We start from the raw sequence: 17624 nt of genomic DNA, 5'->3' as shown, positions 1-17624 counted from the left end.
GGGACGTAGATTCGGAATATGGCTGATGCCGAGGGACGAGAAGAACTGATCCAGGTGGCCCGCTGGGACTACGACGGCGAGGGCATCGACGAGGCGAATCTGCCCGGCGATCCGTGGACCGCGATTACCGGCTGGATCGAGGCTGCCCGCGAGCGGTCGCTGCGAGAGGACGACGTCCCCGAACCGGACGCCCTCAGTGTCGCGACCGCGGACGCGCAGGGGCAGCCGCACGTGCGGACCGTGCTGATGCGCTATTTGACGCCGCACGGACCGGGTTTCTACACCAACCTGCAGTCACTCAAGGGCCGTGACCTGGCGGTCAACCCGCGGATCTCGGCGGCGCTGACGTGGCCGCCGATGTTCCGGGCGATCCGGTTCACCGGGACGGCGGAGGAACTACCGCGGGACGTGGTGACCGAGTACTTCCAGTCGCGCCCGTACGGCTCGCGGATCGGGGCGTGGGCCTCCGCGCAGTCCGAGCCGCTCGAGCGGCGCGCGCTCCTGGAGGAGCGCACCGAGCACTTCGCGCACCGGTGGCCCGACCAGGGGCAACCGGGCGACGTACCACTGCCGGATTTCTGGGGTGGGTACCTGATCCGCTGCCAGGAGATCGAGTTGTGGGCCGGGCGGCACAGTCGCCAGCACGACCGCTTGGTCTATGTGCGTACGGCGCCCGGCACCTTGGCCGACCACGACGCGTGGCGGATCGAGCGCCGCCAGCCGTAATCGCGGCAGGGTCTGGATCTGCGCGTGGAACAGCCCGCGGGCTGCCGACCGGGATGGTCGGCGTGGATGCTGGACGAGGCATCCGCCCGCGGGCTGCGGCGGCTGCGAGGAATTCGCAGGCGCGGCGTCCATCGAGTCACTCGCCGGGCGTTGGGACCGGCGTTCTTCGATGACTTGCGCTAGCGCGCAACCACCTCACGCGTCCTTGCTGAAATCACTGCAGGACCACCTCCTCTCTCGTGTAGGGCAACGGTAGGCAGGGGCCCGGTGCGGCGGCAACCACTTTTTGTGGGGGGCATGGTGGGGGCATGTTTGATGCCCGGGATTTGTTCTGCGGGAGTAGGGATAGGCGAACCTTCGTTGGGTAAGGAACAATCAGCACCGTGAGCGACCTCATCGACACCACCGAGATGTATCTGCGGACGATCTTCGACCTCGAGGAAGAGGGCATCGTGCCCCTGCGCGCCCGGATCGCCGAGCGGCTGGGCCACTCCGGCCCCACGGTGTCGCAGACGGTGGCCCGGATGGAGCGCGACGGCCTGCTCACCCTCGCTGGTGACCGGCACCTGGAACTCACCGACAAGGGCCGCGAGTTGGCGACGCGGGTCATGCGCAAGCACCGGATCGCCGAGCGGCTCCTGGTCGACGTGATCGGTCTGGAACTGCAGTACGTCCACGAGGAGGCATGCCGCTGGGAGCACGTGATGAGCGAGCGGGTCGAGCGCAAGATCCTCAGTCTGCTGGACGAGCAGCACATCTCGCCGTACGGCAACCCCATCCCCGGTCTTGAGGAACTGGGCCTGCCCGAATCACCGGAGCGCTTCCGGGACGGTGTGGTCTCGTTGACCGAGGTCGTAGGCGCCGAGCCCGCGGATCTCCTGGTCCGCCGGATCGGCGAACCGGCGCAGGCGGAGTACGAAACCCTGGCGCTGCTGACCGGCGCTGGTATCACTCCCGGCGCCACCGTCACGGCGCATCGCGAGTCGGACGGCCGGGTTCTGGTGCAGGTGGCCGTGGCCGATGCGGACGTCCAGAGCCTGTCGCTGCCCCGCGACGTCGCGTATCACGTCTTCGTCCAGCAGTGAATGTGACGCAGATCACGTCCAAGCTGGTAACACCCTGGCAGTTTCCCCAGGAGTCCGTGATCCGTTTGTGATCTACGCCTAGGTCTGATGTACGTTGATCCGGCAGTCACCAACCGGTAGCTGCCTCATCAGCCGGCATGCCGAATCCTGCCGCTGGCAGATGAGCACAGCGTTTCCGCATGGCAGGAGCGGGGGACCCACCTTCTGATCGTCGTCATGGCGATCTCGGGGCGAAGACGACTGACGCAACGGGGAGCGTGCAGTAGTCCGGGGACCTCTTGACCCGAGCCCGACAGCTCACCTCGCAGGCATTCATGAGAGGTACTACCCACAGTGACTGGACTCGTTCCTGCTTCTTTCTCGCGCGCCAAGGGCCGCCACCGCGCTCCGGGCAAGCTCGCCACCACCATGAACTCCACTGCCCGCGTCTCAGCCGCGGTTGCCGTTTCCGGCGGGATCGCCGCAGCGGTCGCCGTTCCCCAGGTTGCTTCGGCGGCGCCGTCCGCCGCGACCAAGGTCACCACTGCGAGCAACACGCCCGCTGAGGCGGCGGCCTTCGTGAACCTGGGCGGCCTGAGCAGCAATTCCGCGCAGGTGTCGGCTTCGGTGGCCGACAGCGCGGCCCAGCAGAGCACCCTGCTCGACCTGAGCAAGCTCGTTGCCGCCGCACCGGCTGCCAAGCCGTTGCTGGTGTCGGTGTCTGCCAAGACCTACACCCAGCCGGCCCCCGAGCCCGTGGCTGCCCCGGCGACCACCAGCCGCCAGCAGCAGACCACCCGGGCGCAGACCTCCACCTCGACGTCACGGTCCGCGACGCGCTCCACCGCTACGTCGGGGACGACCTCGAACGACTCCGGGTCAGGCGACTCGTCGTCCGGGAACTCCGGCTCCGGTGACTCGGGCAGTTCCAGCAACTCCGGTGGCGGCAGTTCTGTCTCGCTGCCCAGTGGTAGCGGGTACAGCGCTGCGATCTCGATCGCCCAGCGCTACCTGGGTGTGCCCTACATCCTCGGTGGCTCCAGCCCCAGTGGTTTCGACTGCTCCGGGTTGACCAGCTACGTCTACCGCCAGTTGGGTATCTCGCTGCCCCGCACCGCTGCCGCGCAGCAGGCGTCGGTGCCGCGGGTCAGCACTCCGCAGGTCGGTGACCTGGTGTTCTTCGGCTACCCCGCCTACCACGTGGGGATCTACGCCGGGAACGGCATGATGATCGCCGCGCCGCACCCGGGCACGGTCGTGAAGCTGCAGCCGATCTACCAGACGCCGTCCGGTTACGGCCGCCCCTGAGCCAGTACCCCCGAAAGCCCCGCCGGAACCGGCGGGGCTTTCGCATGCCCGGGAGGGGTCAGGACGTTGGGGTGCGCTCCGCGGTGGCCGGTGCACACAGCAGCGCCAGGATCGCGGCGATCCCGACCACCAACAGGGCGTGCAGGATGCCGACGTGCTCACCCAGCAGGCCCAGCAGCGGCGGTCCGCCGAGGAAGGCGGTGTAGCCGATCGTGGTGACCACCGACAACCGTGCGGTGGCACGCGCCGGATCGTCGGTCGCGGCACTGATCCCGACGGGGAAGCCCATGGCGGCGCCGATTCCCCACAGCATGGTGCCGAGGTAGGCCATGGGGACGTTGCCGAAGACCACCATCAGACTTCCGACCAGGGCGATCAGGAACAGGATCCGCAGCATCGTCACGCGGCCGAACCGGTCCAGCAGATGGGTCCCGAAGATCCGGGCCAGCGTCATGAAGCCCAGGAAGAGCGCGAAGCCGAGCACGCCCGCCCAGTGCGGCACCCCGTGCCCGTCGACCATCGCGATCGAGATCCAGTCGTTGGCGGTGCCTTCGGTGAAGGCCGCGATCAGGACGACGACACCGATGGCCAGGGTGCGCGGTTCGAGCCAGGCCGAGCGGGCCGGCGCACTGGCCACGTGCTCTTCGCTGCCGTCCGAGGACTCCTCATCGAAGCGGGCCGAGTAGGTCCAGCCGATAGCGAAGACCACTGCGGAGGTGATCAGCAGGTGCACCCCGACCGGCACGTGCAGCGCCGTCATCGCAGCGCCGATGAGCGCGAAAAGCACTGTGCCAGCGCTGAATGCGGCGTGGTAGCGGGGCATGATCGAGTAGCCGAGTTTCTTCTCGACCGTCGCGCCCTGCAGGTTCATCGTCACGTCCCACAGGGAGATACCGACGCCGATGAGCACCATCGCCGGTACGACCAACGCGACCCGTCCACTGATCGACGTGGCGGCGCCCGCGCCGACCAGACCCAGGCAGGCCACGACGAGTCCGACCCGTTCGGTACGCCGCGGCCCGAGTCGGCGGATCACCGCACCGGACAGCGGCAAGGTGCAGACGCTCGCCAGCGAGGCCACCAGCAACAGCAGCCCGAGGTGGGCCAGGGACAGGCCCAGGGCGCTGCGGATGTCGGGCAATCGGGACGCCCAACTGGCGAAGGCGGCTCCGTTCAGCAGGAAGAGGGCGTAGACCGCAAAGGACTGACGATTCAAGGTGGGGGCGACGGTGACACTCATTGCCCACCATTGTCTCCCGCGCCGTCACCATCTTGAGCACGCCGGGGATTGGGCGCGAGGAGGCTGGCAGCGCACAATGGGCGGGTGGAAATCACCTGCCCGATCACAGTCCGGGGGTGGCGCGGCGGTGAGGCCCTGCACGACGTACCTCGTCAGCAGATCGGCGACCTGCTGGACGCACCCGATGGCCTGGCCTGGGTCGACCTGGTCGACCCCAGCGAGCAGGACCTGGTCGAGCTCAGTCACCGGGTGCGCCTGAGCCCCACCTCGATCGAGGATGCGCTGGCGCCGTACGAGCGACCGAAGCTGACCCGGCACTCCGACCACCTCTTCCTGATGGCCTACGCGACCGATCTGGACGGCGACGCCTCGGCGCCGGAGAACGGTCGGCTGCGGCTGCACCGGGTCTCGGTGTTCATGTTCAAGAAGCTCCTGGTGACCGTGCGTCAGGGCCAGGGGTTCGACATGGGCAAGGTGGAGAAGGCCTGGGACGCCAACCCCGACGTCGCCAAGGAAGGCGTCCCGGCGCTGGTCCACGGCCTGCTCGACGTCATCGTCGACGACCAGTTCGAGACCATCCAGCAGATGGACGACGAGCTCGAGGGTCTGGAGGGGCAGCTCTTCGAAGAGCGACGCACGACCCGCGACTTCCAGCGGCAGGTCTTCGGCCGGCGCAAGGATCTGGTGCGGTTGCGGCGGATCATCACCCCGATGCGCGAGATCATCGGCGGCCTGATGCGCCACCTGTCGCGGGACATGTCGCGCGACCTGGAGGGCTGGTACCAGGACCTCTACGACCACTCGCTGCGCGCCGCCGAATGGACCGAGTCCCTGCGCGACATGGTCACCTCCGTGTTCGAGACGAACCTGTCGTTGCAGGACCTCAACCTGAACACGGTCATGAAGAAGCTGGCCGGCTGGGCGGCACTGATCGCCGTACCCACGGCCATCACCGGCTGGTTCGGACAGAACATTCCCTACCCGGGATTCAGCAACACCTTCGGGCTGTGGATGAGCACCGTGTCGATCGTGCTCATCTGCATCGCCCTGTACGCCTTCCTGCGCCACCGCGACTGGATCTGACAAGGAGTCACGTGACCGACATCGTCCTGCCCACCACCGCAGAACTGGATGCCCTCGCCGATCAGGCCCGGGCGCTGGTGCAACGTTGGCTGGAGGCCGCCGCTGCTCTGCCGACCGACCGCTCGGCCCAGCAACTGGCCGATGTGCTGCGCGACCCCGACGGGCTGCCCTTCACCGTCGGCTTCGTCGACGGGGTGATCCGACCGGAGGATCCGGCCGTAGCCGCGGAGAACTTCGCGGCGCTCGCGGCCGACGTGCCCGGGTTCCTGCCGTGGTACCTGCGCTCCGCGGTGAAGCTGGGCGCCCGCGCCGGGTCGGTCGCCCCCGCTGCCGTCATCCCCGTCGTACGCCGATCGCTGCGTCAGATGGTCGGTCACCTGATCGTGGATGCCAGTGACGCCCGTCTGGGTAAGGCCATCGCGAAGATCAGACGCGACGGCGTCCGGTTGAATCTGAACCTGCTGGGCGAAGCGGTCCTCGGTGAGCAGGAGGCCGACCGGCGGCTCGCGGGCACGCTGAAACTCCTCGGCCGTGACGACGTCGACTACGTCTCGATCAAGGTGTCCTCGACGGTGGCGCCGCATCCGGAGTGGGCGTTCGACGAGGCCGTCGAGCACGTCGTCGACAAGTTGCTGCCGCTGTATCAGCTTGCGGCGCAGAGCAGTCCGGCCAAGTTCATCAACCTGGACATGGAGGAGTACCACGACCTGGATCTGACCATCGCGGTCTTCACGGCGATCCTGGACCGGCCCGAGTTCTTGTCGCTGGAGGCCGGGATCGTGCTGCAGGCCTATCTGCCGGACGCCTTGTCGGCGATGATCCGGTTGCAGGACTGGTCGGCGGCCCGGCGGGCCCGCGGGGGAGCGCCGATCAAGGTGCGACTGGTCAAGGGCGCCAACCTGCCGATGGAGCAGGTGGAGTCGTCGTTGCACGGCTGGCCGCTGGCGACGTGGGGCAGCAAGCAGGACAGCGACACCAACTACAAGCGGGTGCTGAACTACGCGATGCAACCCGAGCGGATCGCGAATGTCCGCGTCGGAGTCGCCGGACACAACCTCTTCGACGTCGCCTTCGCCTGGTTGCTGGCTGGTCAGCGCGGGGTGCGCGACGGCATTGAGTTCGAGATGTTGCTCGGCATGGCGACCAGTCAGGCCGAGGCAGTGCGCCGCGAGGTCGGCAACCTGTTGCTCTACACCCCGGTGGTGCATCCGGGGGAGTTCGATGTCGCGATCGCCTACTTGATCCGCCGGCTGGAGGAGGGCGCCAGCCAGGACAACTTCATGTCGGCCGTCTTCGAATTGCATTCCGACTCAGCTTTGTTCGAGCGCGAGTGGCAGCGGTTCCTGGCATCTCTGCACGCCCTGGACGCCCAGGTGCCCGACCCCAACCGGGTGCAGGACCGCAGCACCGAGGTGATCGAGACCCAGGCCGACTTCGCCAACGTGCCGGACACCGACCCCTCGACGCCGGGCAACCGGTCCTGGGGCCGGGCGATCCAGCAGCGGATCGCGGCCAGCGACGTGGGCGCCGACCTGGTGCGTGAGCACACGGTCACCGACCCCGCGGTGCTGGACAGTGCGATCGCGGCTGCGGTGGCCGCCGGTCAGGAGTGGGGTGCGCGCAGCGGCGCCGACCGGGCTGCGATCCTGCGGCAGGCGGCGGTCGAGTTGCAGCGCGCGCGTGCTGAGTTGATCGAGGTCATGGGCGCCGAGGCCGGGAAGACGATCGATCAGAGCGACCCTGAGGTCTCCGAAGCGGTCGACTTCGCGAACTACTACGCCGAGCTCGCCGAGAACCTGGACGAGGTCCAGGGAGCCAGCCGATCGGCGTACGCGCTGACGGTCGTGACCCCGCCGTGGAACTTCCCGGTCGCCATCCCCGCCGGGTCCACGCTCGCGGCGCTGGCCGCCGGGTCGGCCGTCATCATCAAACCGGCACCGTCAGCAGCACGCTGCGGCTCGGTGATGGTCGACGCGCTGTGGCGCGCCGGCGTGCCCCGCGAGGTGCTGCACCTGGTGCACGTCGCCGAAAACGACCTGGGCACAAGGCTGGTCAGCGACGAACGGGTCGACCAGCTGATCCTGACCGGGGCCTACGAGACGGCCGAGCTCTTCCGGTCCTTCCGCCCCGACCTGCGCCTGCACGCCGAGACCAGCGGCAAGAACGCGATCATCGTCACGCCGAGCGCCGACCTCGATCTCGCGGTCAAGGACGTCGTGTCCTCGGCCTTCGGCCACGCCGGCCAGAAGTGTTCGGCGGCCTCGCTGGTCATCCTGGTGGGGTCGGTGGCCACGTCGCGGCGGTTCAACCAGCAACTGGTCGACGCCGTCCGGTCGCTGACCGTCGGATACCCCAGCGACCCCAACACCCAGATGGGGCCGCTGATCGAGCCCGCGTCCGGCAAGTTGCTGCGCGCGCTCACCACGTTGGACGACGGCGAGGAGTGGGTGGTGCAGCCGCGACAACTCGATGACTCCGGCCAACTCTGGTCGCCGGGTGTGAAGAAGGGGGTCAAACCGGGGTCCACCTCGCACCTGACCGAGTTCTTCGGGCCGGTCCTGTCGATCATGACCGCCGAAACCCTCACGGAGGCAATCGAACTGCAGAATGCCGTCGATTACGGCCTGACCGCGGGGCTGCACTCGCTGGAGCGCGACGAGTTGTCCCTGTGGTTGGACCGGGTCCAGGCGGGCAACCTCTACGTCAACCGGCACATCACCGGTGCGATCGTCCGACGGCAGCCGTTCGGCGGCTGGAAGAAGTCAGCGGTCGGCCCGGGCACCAAGGCCGGTGGACCGAACTACCTGGTCGGTCTGACCGGCTGGAACCCGACGACCGACCTGGCGGAGGGAGCGGCGTCCGATGCCGAGGCGTGGTCGCAGGAGTTCAGCCAGGCTCGTGACGTCAGCGGGCTGACCGCGGAACGCAACGTCTTCCGCTACCGGCCGGTGCCGACGGTCATCCGCGCTGGTACGGATGCGGACCCCGATGCGGTTCTGCGCGTGCTGTCGGCCGCGACCACCGCGTGGCAAGGTGGCAGTGTTCGCGGCGTATTGTCCTGTGCCACAGCACTTCCCGACACCGTCATCGACGCGGCGCGCGCAGCGGGGGTCCCGGTCCAGGTGCAGTCCGACAAGGACTGGCTGGGCGGTCTTGCTGGTGGTCCCGGCCGGCGGATCCGGCTGATCGGCGGCTCGGCGTCGGCGATCTGCGAGGCGACTGGTGGTCGTCCGGACATCGCGGTCTACGACCAGCCCGTGACCGCAGCCGGTCGGGTGGAGATGCTGCCGTTCCTGCACGAGCAGGCCGTCAGCATCACCGCACACCGCTTCGGCACCCCGAACCACCTGTCCGACGGGCTGCTCTGAGGGGCACAACGACGAGGCGCCGACCCAGGTGGGCCGGCGCCTCGGCGTACGTCGATCGGGCTCAGTCGAGCGCGGCGTCCAGGGTGATCTCGACACCGGTGAGCGCCTTGCTGACCGGGCAGGAAGCCTTAGCGTCAGCGGCGGCCTTGGCGAACCCGTCCTCGTCCAGGCCCTCGACCTCACCGCGGACGGTCAGCTTGATACCGCTGAGGCGGAAGCCACCGGCGGGGTCCGGGCCGAGCGAGACGTCGGCCTGCACGTCCAGCGCCTGCGGGGTGCCACCGGCCTCGGCGATCAGGGCGGACAACTGCATCGCGTAGCAGGAGGAGTGCGCCGCAGCGATGAGCTCCTCGGGGCTGGTGGCGCCACCAGCGTCGTCAGCGGCGCGCTTGGGGAACGACACCTCGAACGTGTCGAGCTTGGAGCTGCTGAGTTCGACCTTGCCAGAACCCTTTTCGAGGGTTCCGGTCCAGTCGGTGCGAGCGGTACGGGTGGGCATGAGGTCTCCTAGGAATGGGTGTTGGGGCGGGTGGTGGCACGCACGTGGCTGGCTACGGCGTCGATGCGGTCCCGCAGATCGACGACTTCATCCCGGCTCAGACCGGTTGCCTCGCAGATGGTTTCGGGCACTTCAGCCAACTGCTGCCGGACGTTGCGGCCGGCGTGGGTCAGGCTGACCAGGACGACACGTTCGTCTTCTGCACTGCGAGCCCGGTCGATCAGGCCCAGAGTCTGCAACCGTTTCAACAGCGGTGACAGCGTCCCGGAGTCCAGATAGAGCCGGTGGCCGAGTTCGCCGATGGTCAGCGGCGATTGGTTCCACAGCGCCATCAGCACGAGGTACTGCGGATACGTGATGCCGAGGGGCGTCAATAACTCCCGGTAGCGAGCCGTCAGCGCCCGCGATGCGTTGTACATCGCGAAGCACAGCAACTCATCCAGGTCGACCCCGTCGTCCACGCTCGTGCTCACATTCGTCAGGCTAACACATTGTGCACAATTAAGTAATGCACAACAGGAAAGCGAAGGAGGGGACGGGCTCGATGGCACCAGTGCGGGGGTAGCACGGTGCCGCCCTTCCCACCGGCACTCGCATCAGGGTGGCACTACCGGCGGGCAACGGATACGTCCTATCGGGTCGCCACCAGCACCACGTCGAGTCTGCGCGGTCCGTGGACGCCCTCCACCCGGTTCAATTCGATGTCGCTGGTCGCGCTGGGTCCACTGATGAAGGTGAGCGGCCCGACGGTGTCCAGAGCGGCGAACGCCTGGGGCACGGTGTCGACCACCTGGTCCTCGCGCACGATGCACACGTGGTGGTCCGGCACCAGGCTGAGCGCCCGTCGGCCCTGCCCGGGGCCGGCATCGAGGACGATCGTTCCGGTCAGGGCGATGCCGAGGCGGGCGGCGGTGACCACGGTCGCGTCGAGTTCGTCGACCGTGAGCCGCTCACCAGGACCATCCCGACGTACGCCGAGTGCTCCGGTGACCGTGTCCGGCAAGTCATGGGGGACCACCACTGAGCCGTCGCCGACCAGGTCCTTGACCAGGTCGGACAGTCCGGCTTCGTCGATGCGGTGCACGTTCGCGCGGTACTCGGCGACGCGTTCGGCGAACATCTCCAGGTCGGCCGTGCCGTCCAGCGGCGCGCGCTCGTAATCCCGGGGCACGGTGACCGGCGGTGGGTCGTCCTGCAGCGCGGTCCGCAATCGCGTGAGGATGTCGTCCTTGGCGCTCATCGTTTCGCCCACCAGTCCCGGAAGGACCGCGTCGGCAACTTCGGCAGGTCGCGGTGCTTGGCCCACGCGGCGCCGGGCAACGGCAGGTGACCCAGGAGATGGCCGTGTCCGGCAAGTCTGCCCAGCGGGACCAACCGGATTGTCCGGCGGAACCGCGAACCGGAACTCATCGTCGTACTCAACGCCTTCATCGCCGTCTGCTCGACTGGATGCCGTGTCGCCGCAACGGATTTGGCGCGCAGATGCACGAGGATCGACGGGATGTCGATCCGCACCGGGCAGGCGTCGAAGCACGCGCCGCACAACGTACTGGCATACGGCAGAGTCGCATTGGGGTCGTCGGGTCCGGTGAACCCGGTCAGTTGCGGGGTCAGGATCGCACCGATCGGGCCGGGATACACCGAGCCGTAGGCGTGTCCACCGACGCGTTCGTAGACCGGGCACACGTTGAGGCAGGCGCTGCACCGGATGCAGCGCAGCGCTGGGCGGCCGACCGGGTCGTCGAGAACCCGGGAGCGGCCGTTGTCCAGCAGCACCAGGTGGAACTCCTGCGGTCCGTCGTCCTCGTGGACCCCGGTCCACATCGAGGTGTAGGGGTTCATCCGCTCGGCGGTCGAGCTACGCGGCAGCAGTTGCATGAAGACTTCGAAGTCGGTGAACGTCGGGATGACCTTCTCGATGCCCATCACGGTGATCAGGGTTTCGGGCAGGGTCAGGCACATCCGGCCGTTGCCCTCGGACTCGACGACGGCCAGTGTGCCGGTGTCGGCGACGGCGAAGTTGGCGCCACTGATCGCGACCTTGGTGGTGAGAAACTTGTGGCGCAGATAGTTGCGGGAGGCGTTCGCCAGGTCGGCCGGCTCATTGCTCAGATCGGCTGGGGCTCCGGGCATTTCGCGCCGGAAGATGTCGCGGATCTCATCGCGGTTGCGGTGGATCGCCGGCACCAGGATGTGGCTGGGGGTGTCGTGACCGAGTTGCACGATCAACTCGGCCAGGTCGGTCTCGATGGGAGTGATGCCCTCGGCTTCGAGGTGCTCGTTGAGACCGATCTCCTGGGTGGCCATCGACTTGACCTTGACGACCTCGTCGCTGCCGGTGGCTTTGATGAGCGCGGTCACGATGTCATTGGCCTCGGTCGCGTCGCGCGCCCAGTGCACCACGCCGCCCCTGGCGGTGACGTTGCGCTCGAGCTCCTCCAACAGTTCCGGAAGTCGTTGCAGGACATCCTGTTTCAGTGCTTCGCCGGCTTCTCGCAACTGCTCCCAGTCGTCGAGTTCGCCCACCGCGTGCAGCCGTTTGTCCCGGATCGTGTGGGTCGCGTGCCGCAGGTTGCGTCGCAGTTGAGCGTTGCCTAGTTCGTGTTCAGCGGATTCGGGGAACGGATGGTCACCCCGCAGCGGCCACGTCGGATCGGGCAGGTCGACGGTGCTCATCGGGTGCTCGCCAGGATCTGCGCTAGATGCCGTGTCCCCACGCCCGTCTCCAGTCGCGAGAGGCCACCGCCGATGTGCATCAGACACGAGGAGTCACTGGTCGAGCAGATGTCGGCACCGGTGGACTGCACCGCCTCCACTTTGTCGGCGAGCATCGCACTGGAGACCGGCTCGTTCTTCAGCGCGAACGTGCCGCCGAAGCCGCAACACTCCTGTGCACCAGGCAGTTCCAACAGATCTAAGCCATCGACCGCCTGCAGGAGCCGCAGCGGTTTATCACCCACCCGCAGCATCCGCAGCGAGTGACACGTGGGGTGATAGGTGACCGTGTGCGGGAAGTAGGCGCCCACGTCGGTAACCCCCAGCACGTCGACCAGCAGCTCGGAGAACTCGTAGGTCTTGTCACTCAGCGCCTGTGCCTGCTCGGCCAACCGCTCATCGCCGGCGTTCCGGGCCAGCGTCACGTGCTGGTGGCGCACCGACCCGACACACGAGCCAGACGGGGCGACCACCGCGTCGGCGCCGACCTCAGTGAGGGATGAGACCTGGTTGCGTACGACGGGAAGCGCGTCATCGACGTACCCGGTGTTGATGTGCATCTGACCGCAGCACGCCTGACCCTCGGGGACGATGACCTCGTGGCCCAGGCGCTCGAGCACGGTCACCACTGCTTTGCCGACGTCCGGGAAGAGGGCGTCGACCAGGCAGGTCGTCATCATCGCGATTCGCATCGTCTAGCACTCTATTGCGCCCTGCGACAATGGACGGGTGGGGAGCATGAGTGACTTGGTGCAGGACATCGACCGGTACGACGAGAACGGCCGCGCGTGGGTGCGGCAGGCGGTGCGGGCGGTCCAGGCGGACGCGACCCGGTCATCGGACACCCACCTGCTGCGGTTCCCGTCGCCGCGGTGCCGCGGCGTCGATCTGTACCTGAAGGACGAGTCCACGCTGCCCACGGGCAGCCTGAAGCACCGGTTGGCCCGCTCGCTGTTCCTCTACGCGTTGTGCAACGGCTGGATCCACGAGGGTCAGACGATCATCGAATCCTCCAGTGGCTCAACGGCGGTCAGTGAGGCGTACTTCGCGCAGCTGCTGGGGCTGCCGTTCATCGCCGTGGTCCCGGCGTCCACCTCCCCGTCGAAGCTGGCGCTGATCGAGCAGTACGGCGGGACGTGTCACCGGGTCGATTCCGCCGGCGACATCTACGCGGCGGCGCGGCAGTTGGCCCAGGAGACCGGTGGTTGCTACATGGACCAGTTCACGTTCGCCGAGCGCGCGACCGACTGGCGTGGCAACAACAACGTGGCCGAGTCGATCTTCGGGCAGATGGCGCAGGAGCCGCATCCCGAACCGACCTGGATCGTGGTGAGTGCGGGGACCGGTGGCACGAGCGCGACGATCGGGCGCTATCTGCGGTACACCGGCGCGGCGACGCGGCTGTGCGTTGCTGACCCGGAGGGCTCGGCGTTCTTCGACGGCTGGGCGGCCGGTGATCGGTCGGTCACCGGGACGGCGTCGCGGATCGAGGGGATCGGCCGGCCGCGCATGGAGGAGAGCTTCCTGCCGTCGGTGGTCGACCGGATGATCCGGGTGCCGGACCGTGCGTCGGTCGAGGCGATGCGCTATCTGCGCTCACGGATGGGCCGCGTCGCGGGGCCGTCGACAGGGACGAATCTCATTGCAGCAGCGGTGCTCGCGGCCGAGATGGCGGACCGTGGTGAAGAGGGCTCGATCGTGACGCTGTTGTGCGACGACGGGCACCGTTACACCTCGACGTACGACGACGATCAGTGGCTGGCCGCCCAGGGGATGGGCGACGAGAAGCTCGCGATCGACGTACGCCGATCGCTCACCGAAGTGCTCGGCTGACCTCCGCGGAACCCGGGTCGTGCGGGACGCGGGAGGCGTGCACCCGGGCATGCGCGATTGCCTCCGGAGTGGTGGCGAAGATGTGCCGCTCGTGCGCGATCGTGTCGTAGACGCCGAGGCCCTGCAAGATCGCCGCGTGCTCGGGTCGGACGCCGGACAGCATCACCGTGATGCCACGCCGTTCCAGCCGGGTGATCACATCGGCGAGCGTCGCTGCGCCGGTCGCGTCGATCGCCGTCAGGTGCGCCATCCGCAGCACGACCACGCGCACGTCGCTGACCCGGGTCAGCTCCAGCAGGAAGTCGTGGGCGGCCGCGAAGAACAACGGCCCCTCCAGCCGGTAGACGACGATGTGTTCGTCGAGCAGGTGCTCACGTTCCATGTCGTCTGCCGGTGAATCGGCAAGTGTGGCAACGTCTTCGGTGCTGACGGCCGCGCTGGCCGCGACCTGCTTGAGGGCCAGGCCACCGGCCACGATCATGCCGATGATGACGGCTTCGACCAGGTCGAGAGCCACGGTGGCGATAGCGGTGATCGCCAGGACCGCGGCATCCTGCTTTGTCGCCCGCATCAGGGTCCGGACACTGGAGACACTGACCATGCTCACGGCGGTCGCGATCAGCACACCAGCCAGTGCCGCGAGCGGGATCTTGCCGACCAGGCCACCGGCGACCAGGACCACCGCGAGCAGCAGCAGGGAGTGGGTGATGGCCGCGAGCCGGGAGTGCGCACCGGTCTTGACGTTGACGGCGGTCCGGGCGATGGCGCCGGTCGCGGGCACACCGCCGAACAGGGGAGCAGCGATGTTGGCCAGGCCCTGGCCGAAGAGTTCGCGGTCCGAATCGTGTCGTTGCCCGACCGTCATCGCATCGGCCGCGCTGGCCGACATCAACGACTCCAGGGCAGCCAGCGCCGCCACGGCGATCGCCGGGATCACCAGTTGTTTGACGGTGCTGGGAGCCAGGTCCGGCAGGCTCGGCGCGGGAAGACCCGCGGGAATCTTGCCGATCTGCTCGGCGCCCAGGTGCATCCATAGGTTGAAGAGCGTGACCACGATGATCGCGGGGAGAGCGACGGGAATCCCGGGTCGGATGCAGGCCAGCAACAGAATGGAAGCGGCCACCGCGAGCGCGATCAATACCGGTGCCCAGTGCGGATGTTTGAACCACTCCTGCACTGATTTCACCGCCGTAGCGATGACCCCGTCAGCCTTCACGTGCACCCCGAGCGCGCCCGGGACCTGCTGCAGTCCGATGATCAGCGCGATGCCGATGGTGAAACCCTCGATGACGGGAACCGGCACGTAGCGCATCACGCGCCCGGCTCCCGCCAGCGCAAGGACCACCAGCAACAACCCGGCCAGGACACCGACGACGAGAACGCTGGGCACGCCGTACGTTGCGACGATCGGAACGAGCACGACGGTCATCGCGCCGGTCGGTCCGCTCACCTGCAGGTTGCTGCCGCCGAAGACAGCGGCCACGAGGCCCGCGATGATGGCGGTCGCGATGCCGGCGGCGGCTCCGGCGCCGGAGCTGATCCCGAAGCCGAGGGCCAGGGGCAGCGCGACGAGCGCGACCATCAGCCCGGCGAGCAGGTCGCGGCGCGGGTTGGTGCGCATCGCATCCAGGTCGGCGCGGGTGGGCAGCAGGCGGGTCACCCGTTGCAGCGGCGTGACGGACTCAGCGGTGGTGCTCATGGGTGCTTTCAGTGGGTGGTGCGGGCGAGTTGGGCGACGAGGTCGGCTTGTTCGGCGGCGACCGCCGAGAGGATCTGCCGGGCGGCCTGGAGCAGATCGTTCACTTCGGGTACGGCGATCGCATAGATGACCTCGCCGTCCCGCCGCTGCGAGGTGACCAGTGCCGAGCGTCGCAACACACTGAGCTGCTGCGACAGGCTGGAGGCTTCGACCTCGATCTCGGCGAGCAGTTCGTGGACCGCGTGCTCGCGTTGGGACAGCAGTTCCAGGATGCGGATGCGGACCGGGTGGCCGAGGGTGCGGAAAAACTCCGCCTTGGCCTGATAGAGCGGGACCGGCATCCGGCGCCTCCTGACAATCGCATGCTTCATCACTTGAAGAAGTCTTCATATGATGCCACACGCCGGAGGGCGGCGGCCGCCGATTCTGAGGAGATCGACGTTAGTGAGGATCTGTCATGGGCGCGGGGTCCTCAGGAACGTCGTGATCCTCAAGAACGTGCGGCGGCAGGATCGCCATCGCCACCAGGCTCGCGCCCCTGGCCGTCGAGGACTCGACCGTGGCCTGCACCTGGGCGAACTGTCCCTCCATCAGCACCGGCTGGCCGCGTGTGGGATCACCCGACCAGCGCAGCGTGACGTCTACCGGCGGATGGAACGGCTGGTTATCGGGCAGGATCAGCACCGCGCTCGCGTGCACCCGTTCGTCGGACAGCGGCAGGATCGTGACTTCGTGTACGGCGGGTAGCCGCTCCAGCGTGCGCGCCAGGGCTTTCTGCAGCCGCTCCGAGGTCCTGAAGACGGCCGTGATGGCGGCCGTACCGCTGCGAAAGTCGTTGGTAGCAAAGGAATCACAACTGATACCGCGGGTCGAGATGGCTGTGGCGATGGAGGTCAGCGTGCCGGTGCGGTCGACGCCGCGGACGAAGGCGACGTAGCCGATCTCGTCGGTGTCGGTGTCAGTGTCCATCACAACCCCCACTGCGCGAGCATGGCGTCGGTCTTGTCGAGACTGGCCCGGAAGCGGCGCTCCTCATCGGGTGCGAGGTCGTCCAGCAGCACCTGTTTCCAGCCCTCCGGACCCAGGACGACCGGGACACCGGTCACGGATCGCACCGGCTCACCGGTCACCGAGATCTCGCCATCGAGACGGACCTGCCCGGCGACGACGATCTCCCGGCCGTCGAACAAGGTGTCGATCAACTCAACGGTCGCGTTCGCCGTACCGGAAGCAGTTTTAGCCCCGCTCTGGTGTGTCAGCCACGGTCGGGTGACCGTCCGCAGGTCCGGCGGCCAGTCGTAGATCTCCGCGAACGCAGCAGTCATGTCGACGGATGCAACCTCGCCGATCCGGGTCTTGGCGGCCTCGATCTCGGCGTCGAAGTCGTCCAGCGAGCGGTCACCGCGGGCCCGTCGGACAGCTGACTTCCGTTCGGACACAGTCAAACCCGTGACCCGGACCGTCGACCACAACGGCACCAGGTCATCGCCGTGCGGGCCGACGACGAAACCGCCGATGCGTTGCCGCGGGAAACCCAACGTGGAGGCGATCTCGCGACGGAACCGCAACGTGTCCAGCCAGGCGCCCATCCCGATGACGCGGTGCCGACCGAGCGCCTCGGCGAGCAGGCCGACCGCCAGTTCGACCGGGTTGGAGACCACGATCACGACTTCGTGGCCGGCTCCGTGCTCGGCCAGGCGCTCGGCGTACTGGGAGAAGACGCGGGCGTTGACGGCTGCCAACTCGCGACGGTCGACGACCGCCCCGGGAGCGGCGGGCGGCGTGGCGCCGGCGGCCATGATGATGACGTCGGCGACCACATCCTCGGGCGCGACGGCCACGTCGATCAGCGGCGCGTGCTCGGAGTAGGCGTCGCGCAGGTCGGCCCGCAACCCGTGGGCGGCGGTCTGCGACGAACCACCGCGGCGCCCGACCAGTTGCAGCCGCGAGGTCGTCGGCACCACCCGGCGCTCGATCAGCTGCGCGCAGATCTGCCGTCCGATGTCACCGGTCGCTCCGATCACCGCTACATCCACGCTGCCACGGTAGGCGATCGGTGTTTCGGCCCTGTTGCGTGCTCACGTGGCGT

16 protein-coding genes and 1 riboswitch are annotated in these 17624 nt (G+C 67.9%); of the genes, 6 read left to right on the top strand and 10 right to left on the bottom strand.

The features are described 5' to 3' along the window. Window positions 1–18 precede the first annotated feature (18 nt). From pdxH to AZH51_RS09245, 3 genes are all read left to right on the top strand, one after another. Window positions 19–726 carry a pyridoxamine 5'-phosphate oxidase gene (gene pdxH / locus AZH51_RS09255; protein WP_291523500.1) on the top strand — a complete coding sequence of 236 codons (708 nt, stop codon included), beginning with the start codon at window positions 19–21 and terminating at the stop codon, window positions 724–726. A gap of 383 nt (window positions 727–1109) precedes the next feature. Next, window positions 1110–1811, top strand: coding sequence for a metal-dependent transcriptional regulator (locus tag AZH51_RS09250; protein WP_291523499.1), 702 nt, complete (start codon window positions 1110–1112; stop codon window positions 1809–1811). Window positions 1812–1939: 128 nt separating this feature from the next. Next, window positions 1940–2137: riboswitch (cyclic di-AMP (ydaO/yuaA leader) on the top strand. An 82-nt stretch (window positions 2138–2219) separates the two neighbouring features. Continuing rightward, window positions 2220–3098, top strand: coding sequence for a C40 family peptidase (locus AZH51_RS09245; protein WP_291523497.1), 879 nt, complete (start codon window positions 2220–2222; stop codon window positions 3096–3098). Between the two features lie 58 nt (window positions 3099–3156). On the opposite strand, the gene AZH51_RS09240 is transcribed toward AZH51_RS09245, so the two are convergent. Continuing rightward, entirely contained in the window at window positions 3157–4338 is a 1182-nt protein-coding gene (locus AZH51_RS09240; protein ID WP_291523495.1) for an MFS transporter, read from the bottom strand. An 84-nt stretch (window positions 4339–4422) separates the two neighbouring features. On the opposite strand from AZH51_RS09240, the gene AZH51_RS09235 reads away from it, so the two are divergent. Both AZH51_RS09235 and AZH51_RS09230 read left to right on the top strand, forming a co-directional pair. Next, window positions 4423–5421, top strand: a complete 999-nt coding sequence (locus tag AZH51_RS09235) for a magnesium transporter CorA family protein (RefSeq protein WP_291523492.1) — start codon at window positions 4423–4425, stop codon at window positions 5419–5421. Window positions 5422–5432: 11 nt separating this feature from the next. Continuing rightward, a complete protein-coding gene (locus AZH51_RS09230) occupies window positions 5433–8789 on the top strand; it encodes a bifunctional proline dehydrogenase/L-glutamate gamma-semialdehyde dehydrogenase (protein ID WP_291523490.1) in 3357 nt (1118 codons plus the stop codon). 61 nt (window positions 8790–8850) lie between these two features. Here the strand turns inward: AZH51_RS09230 and AZH51_RS09225 are convergent, their stop codons facing one another. The 5 genes from AZH51_RS09225 to AZH51_RS09205 all read right to left on the bottom strand — a co-directional run bounded on the left by AZH51_RS09225 (window position 8851) and on the right by AZH51_RS09205 (window position 12695). Beyond that, complete coding sequence (locus tag AZH51_RS09225; protein WP_291523488.1) at window positions 8851–9288, bottom strand: OsmC family peroxiredoxin; 438 nt, start codon at window positions 9286–9288, stop codon at window positions 8851–8853. Window positions 9289–9296: 8 nt separating this feature from the next. Beyond that, window positions 9297–9761, bottom strand: a complete 465-nt coding sequence (locus tag AZH51_RS09220) for a MarR family winged helix-turn-helix transcriptional regulator (RefSeq protein ID WP_291523486.1) — start codon at window positions 9759–9761, stop codon at window positions 9297–9299. A gap of 158 nt (window positions 9762–9919) precedes the next feature. Continuing rightward, window positions 9920–10528 carry a lactate utilization protein C gene (locus AZH51_RS09215; RefSeq protein WP_291523484.1) on the bottom strand — a complete coding sequence of 203 codons (609 nt, stop codon included), beginning with the start codon at window positions 10526–10528 and terminating at the stop codon, window positions 9920–9922. Then, window positions 10525–11964 (bottom strand): LutB/LldF family L-lactate oxidation iron-sulfur protein, encoded by a 1440-nt coding sequence (locus AZH51_RS09210; protein ID WP_291523482.1) that lies wholly within the window; start codon window positions 11962–11964, stop codon window positions 10525–10527. Before AZH51_RS09210 ends, AZH51_RS09215 begins: the two co-directional genes overlap by 4 nt. Next, entirely contained in the window at window positions 11961–12695 is a 735-nt protein-coding gene (locus AZH51_RS09205; protein ID WP_291523480.1) for a (Fe-S)-binding protein, read from the bottom strand. Before AZH51_RS09205 ends, AZH51_RS09210 begins: the two co-directional genes overlap by 4 nt. 46 nt (window positions 12696–12741) lie before the next feature. Here AZH51_RS09205 and AZH51_RS09200 point away from each other — a divergent pair, with 46 nt between their 5' ends. Beyond that, window positions 12742–13836: a PLP-dependent cysteine synthase family protein gene (locus tag AZH51_RS09200; RefSeq protein WP_291523478.1), complete on the top strand. Its 1095-nt coding sequence runs from the start codon at window positions 12742–12744 to the stop codon at window positions 13834–13836. On the opposite strand, the gene AZH51_RS09195 is transcribed toward AZH51_RS09200, so the two are convergent. From AZH51_RS09195 to AZH51_RS09180, 4 genes are all read right to left on the bottom strand, one after another. Further along, on the bottom strand, window positions 13817–15535 hold the full coding sequence (locus AZH51_RS09195; RefSeq protein WP_291523476.1) for a SulP family inorganic anion transporter: 1719 nt from the start codon (window positions 15533–15535) through the stop codon (window positions 13817–13819). The genes AZH51_RS09200 and AZH51_RS09195 overlap by 20 nt on opposite strands. Before the next feature lie 8 nt (window positions 15536–15543). Next, window positions 15544–15876 (bottom strand): helix-turn-helix transcriptional regulator, encoded by a 333-nt coding sequence (locus tag AZH51_RS09190; protein ID WP_291523474.1) that lies wholly within the window; start codon window positions 15874–15876, stop codon window positions 15544–15546. 100 nt (window positions 15877–15976) lie between these two features. Then, window positions 15977–16504 (bottom strand): hypothetical protein, encoded by a 528-nt coding sequence (locus tag AZH51_RS09185; protein WP_291523472.1) that lies wholly within the window; start codon window positions 16502–16504, stop codon window positions 15977–15979. Next, window positions 16504–17571 (bottom strand): lactate dehydrogenase, encoded by a 1068-nt coding sequence (locus AZH51_RS09180; RefSeq protein WP_291523470.1) that lies wholly within the window; start codon window positions 17569–17571, stop codon window positions 16504–16506. The genes AZH51_RS09185 and AZH51_RS09180 overlap by 1 nt, the downstream gene beginning before the upstream one ends. Window positions 17572–17624 lie beyond the last annotated feature (53 nt).

The organism is Branchiibius sp. NY16-3462-2, from assembly GCF_001594145.1.
GTDB lineage: Bacteria > Actinomycetota > Actinomycetes > Actinomycetales > Dermatophilaceae > Branchiibius.
The sequence above is the reverse complement of the archived record's forward strand: the minus strand, read 5'-3'. Positions and strand labels throughout refer to the sequence as shown.

Bases quoted from the DNA above. Each gene is read 5' to 3' on its own strand.
- AZH51_RS09190 (WP_291523474.1), bottom strand. From the start codon at position 15,876: ATGCCGGTCCCGCTCTATCAGGCCAAGGCGGAGTTTTTCCGCACCCTC.
- AZH51_RS09240 (WP_291523495.1), bottom strand. From the start codon at position 4,338: ATGAGTGTCACCGTCGCCCCCACCTTGAATCGTCAGTCCTTTGCGGTC.
- AZH51_RS09245 (WP_291523497.1), top strand. From the start codon at position 2,220: ATGAACTCCACTGCCCGCGTCTCAGCCGCGGTTGCCGTTTCCGGCGGG.
- pdxH (WP_291523500.1), top strand. From the start codon at position 19: ATGGCTGATGCCGAGGGACGAGAAGAACTGATCCAGGTGGCCCGCTGG.
- AZH51_RS09205 (WP_291523480.1), bottom strand. From the start codon at position 12,695: ATGCGAATCGCGATGATGACGACCTGCCTGGTCGACGCCCTCTTCCCG.
- AZH51_RS09225 (WP_291523488.1), bottom strand. From the start codon at position 9,288: ATGCCCACCCGTACCGCTCGCACCGACTGGACCGGAACCCTCGAAAAG.
- AZH51_RS09215 (WP_291523484.1), bottom strand. From the start codon at position 10,528: ATGAGCGCCAAGGACGACATCCTCACGCGATTGCGGACCGCGCTGCAG.
- AZH51_RS09200 (WP_291523478.1), top strand. From the start codon at position 12,742: ATGAGTGACTTGGTGCAGGACATCGACCGGTACGACGAGAACGGCCGC.
- AZH51_RS09195 (WP_291523476.1), bottom strand. From the start codon at position 15,535: ATGAGCACCACCGCTGAGTCCGTCACGCCGCTGCAACGGGTGACCCGC.
- AZH51_RS09210 (WP_291523482.1), bottom strand. From the start codon at position 11,964: ATGAGCACCGTCGACCTGCCCGATCCGACGTGGCCGCTGCGGGGTGAC.
- AZH51_RS09185 (WP_291523472.1), bottom strand. From the start codon at position 16,504: ATGGACACTGACACCGACACCGACGAGATCGGCTACGTCGCCTTCGTC.